Here is a 3,269-nt window from a genome sequence, read left to right as displayed (position 1 = left end):
TCTGTGACATCAAAAACCAAATGGCTAATGTCTATTCCAAAATATTTAATATCTTTATTCATAAGAAATGTTTTTTTTAAAGGACAATCTACGCGAGTTTCAACGACTTAAAATCGAGGTCTTAAAGCCTCATAGAACTGTACGAAATCTGTGTAGAAAAGAGAGGGGATTTTCAATGTTGACGAGATCTGAAGTCTCTGCGTATATAATAACCTTACTCCTCTCTTTTGTTCTTTCTAATTTATAAATCTTAATTTAGTGTTTTTATTTAATTGCTAACTTAAGCCGTATATAATTTATTGCTAGTTCTAGCCTACTTACGAAAATCCTCGCGGATTTTCTATTCGGTTTTTATTTGCTAAATTACGTGCTAAACCACGCAACAAACCATATACAAACACGTTGGCAGTCATTTAAGAGAACTTATGGAAAACGAAAAAAAGTTTGAGGAAATTTTTGATGAATATACTTTCACTAAGCGTACTGACGATTCTCTTAAGAGCTACTCTAATTGGCTTTTAGGAATTTCGCTTGGTTTAGCTGCTGCATTGGTTTCACTAATTACAAATGACAGCACAATTTTGTTGTATTTTCTAATCCCTCTAATATTAGTATTTATCGGAATTTTAATAAACGGATTTATTAAACGTCAAATCTTCATAAGAGAAATTTTAATGAATACTCAATTTGGTGTATTAAAGCAAATAAAAATAAAACGAGAAGCAAGAATCCAAGCAAAATTAAATACTGATGATAAATCTGATATGGACAAATGGACAATAGCTTTTAATAAATATACATTGGAAAGTAATAAAATTGCGACTATCGCAAAGCATTTGAATTGGGCTACATATTATACATTTTTTAATGTTCTAATAACTGGAATTACAATAATAATACTGATTTTAAAAAACGTCTGCCAACACCGTGTATAATTAATTGCTAGGTTCTTCCCTACTTGCGAATATTCCTGCGGAATATTCACGGGTTCGTAAAAGTTTGCTAACTTAGTTGCTTAACCACGCAACTAACCATACACAATCACGTTACCACACATTAAAAAAAAATGAGAATACAATTTAACATAATTTGTTTTTTATTCATATCCTTTTCCCTTTTCGGGCAAAATAATAAAGAATGTAAGCAATTACTTAAAAAAGAAATTACGTCTACAACTTTCAGCGAGAACATAGATGAATTTTTATTAGACATTCAAACTCTCATTAAATGTGAATTTGACGAAATCGATTTACAAATTTTTATGGGACCAAAAGGAGATATGTCATTTATTGCAAGCTCGTTAGTTCAATTTGCAGGAGAAAGCACCAAAAATGAGGTATATACTTTTGAGAATTTAAAAGAAACTTTACAATCCATTAAAAGTAATCCTGAATACTCTAAAGTCGTACGTATAGTAAAAGCCCAAAATACTCTAATTCAGAAAAATGCTTCGATTAAAAATTGGAATAAAGATGAGAAGCTTTTAAAAGATATGGGATTAGTTGGCTCTCAACTGAATGATTTTCATACAATAATTAAGGCAAATGAGAATAAGCCATATTCTGAGATTTTTATAATATATTCAGACACTTTAAATGCTCGTACAGAAAGACAAATAACTGAAAGCCAAGAAAAAGTAAACGAACTAAAAAAAAAGAATCCAGATAGTGACGAATGGGTTAAAGGTTTATTATCCTATAACAACTATGAATTAGGAATAAAAAAATCTAAGGAATTAAACAAACCTATTTTGCTCTATTTTAATGGATATGCGTGTGTTAATGCAAGAAAAATCGAGGAAAATATATTAAGCGAATATGAAATTCAAGATTATATAAATACCAATTTGGTTTTCGTTAGTTTGCTTGTTGACGATAGAAAAGAACTTGAAGAAAATCAAAAATTCTATTCAAAAACATTGGAAAAAGATATTAAAACTATCGGACAAAAAAATATGGAATTTCAGATTAATGAGTATAAAGCAAATAGTCAACCACTTTTTGTATTACTTGATATTTACGGCAACGAAATTTCGAGAATTGGATACACGAGAGACATTAATGAATTTAGCGATTTCATAAAACAAACAGAAAAATAACGTGTGGTAACACCGTGTATAATTAATTGCTTCATTCTTCTCTACTTGCGAATATTCCTGCGGAATATTCACGGGTTCGTAAAAGTTTACTAATTTAGTTGCTTAACCACGCAACTAACCATACACAACAACGTTAGCTGTAATTTAATGAAAATCACGAACGAAAAATATAAAAACCTGAATTTAGCCAATGAAGAACAACGTGGTGAAAATCTAATAATTGATTTTATCATTTCTTCGATTTTTGGAGTAGCTATTGCCTTTTTGACTTTTAAAAACTTCACGATTGCATTTCTGACTTATATACTTGTGAGATTTATTTACTACTTCACTTTTGAATATTTATATGGTAGAACACCTGGAAAATATCAAACTCAAACAGAAGTTGTGAATGAAACTGGTAAAAAGCCGAAAATCGGACAATTAATCATGAGAAATATTAGCCGATTTATTAGTATATTATCTGGAATAAGTGACGACGAACGAGCTGTTCATGATAATCTATCAAATACTTTTGTGGTTAAGAATAACGAACTAAAGAAAATTGAAACAAAAAAACCTCTAATCTTGACTGTTTACTTGATAGTTTTGTCTTGGTTTGTATACTATTTGACATCTGGAATTATAACAACTCTTACATCTGAAAAAGAATTAGGTGCAACGGATATTTTATTATTAATTGTTACAATTTTCTCTACATTATATGTTCTAATAAATGGTGTTAAATTAATAAAAAACTACAGCTAACAAAGTACTGTGGTAAAAAACAAGTAAAAATGCACTAATTTTTCATTAAAGTACTTCTATATGTATCATCATATATTAAACCTGATTTTGCTATAGCAAAAGCCTGTTTTAATAGTTTATTACACACCGCTATCAATGCCAATTTTTTACTCTTTCCTTTTGCTACTATTCTCTCATAAATATCACGACATGCTTTATTGTATTTACAAGCATTAAAGCTGCACATAAATAACAGATTACGTAGTTTCTGATTTCCTATTTTACTGATACGAGGCCGTCCATTTACACTACTCCCACTCTTTCTAACTACAGGGGTTAATCCAGCATAACTACACAATTCGCTACCGCTTTTAAAACGATCAAATCCATCGGTTAAAACCAATAGCATTACTGCGGTTTTATTTCCTATACCTGGAATAGTTTT

Annotated in this window: 4 protein-coding genes; 3 read left to right on the top strand and 1 reads right to left on the bottom strand. The window is 29.8% G+C overall.

Annotated features, from left to right (window positions below; translation table 11 throughout):
- Positions 1 to 425: 425 nt before the first annotated feature.
- From HM982_RS18230 to HM982_RS18220, 3 genes are all read left to right on the top strand, one after another.
- Positions 426 to 935 (top strand): hypothetical protein, encoded by a 510-nt coding sequence (locus HM982_RS18230; protein ID WP_179354752.1) that lies wholly within the window; start codon positions 426 to 428, stop codon positions 933 to 935.
- Positions 936 to 1,066: 131 nt separating this feature from the next.
- Complete coding sequence (locus HM982_RS18225) at positions 1,067 to 2,098, top strand: thioredoxin domain-containing protein (RefSeq protein ID WP_179354751.1); 1,032 nt, start codon at positions 1,067 to 1,069, stop codon at positions 2,096 to 2,098.
- Positions 2,099 to 2,245: 147 nt separating this feature from the next.
- Positions 2,246 to 2,845, top strand: a complete 600-nt coding sequence (locus HM982_RS18220; protein ID WP_179354750.1) for an RDD family protein — start codon at positions 2,246 to 2,248, stop codon at positions 2,843 to 2,845.
- A gap of 34 nt (positions 2,846 to 2,879) precedes the next feature.
- Here HM982_RS18220 and HM982_RS18215 read toward each other — a convergent pair.
- Positions 2,880 to 3,269 (bottom strand): transposase (locus HM982_RS18215; RefSeq protein WP_179354724.1); only part of this gene is annotated, 390 nt, incomplete at its 5' end.

The organism is Winogradskyella vidalii (genome assembly GCF_013403955.1).
Classification (GTDB): Bacteria; Bacteroidota; Bacteroidia; order Flavobacteriales; family Flavobacteriaceae; genus Winogradskyella; species Winogradskyella vidalii.
Note: the sequence above shows the minus strand (reverse complement) of the source record. Positions and strands in the feature narration are given on the sequence as shown.

Bases quoted from the DNA above. Each gene is read 5' to 3' on its own strand.
- HM982_RS18230 (WP_179354752.1), top strand. From the start codon at position 426: ATGGAAAACGAAAAAAAGTTTGAGGAAATTTTTGATGAATATACTTTC.
- HM982_RS18225 (WP_179354751.1), top strand. From the start codon at position 1,067: ATGAGAATACAATTTAACATAATTTGTTTTTTATTCATATCCTTTTCC.
- HM982_RS18220 (WP_179354750.1), top strand. From the start codon at position 2,246: ATGAAAATCACGAACGAAAAATATAAAAACCTGAATTTAGCCAATGAA.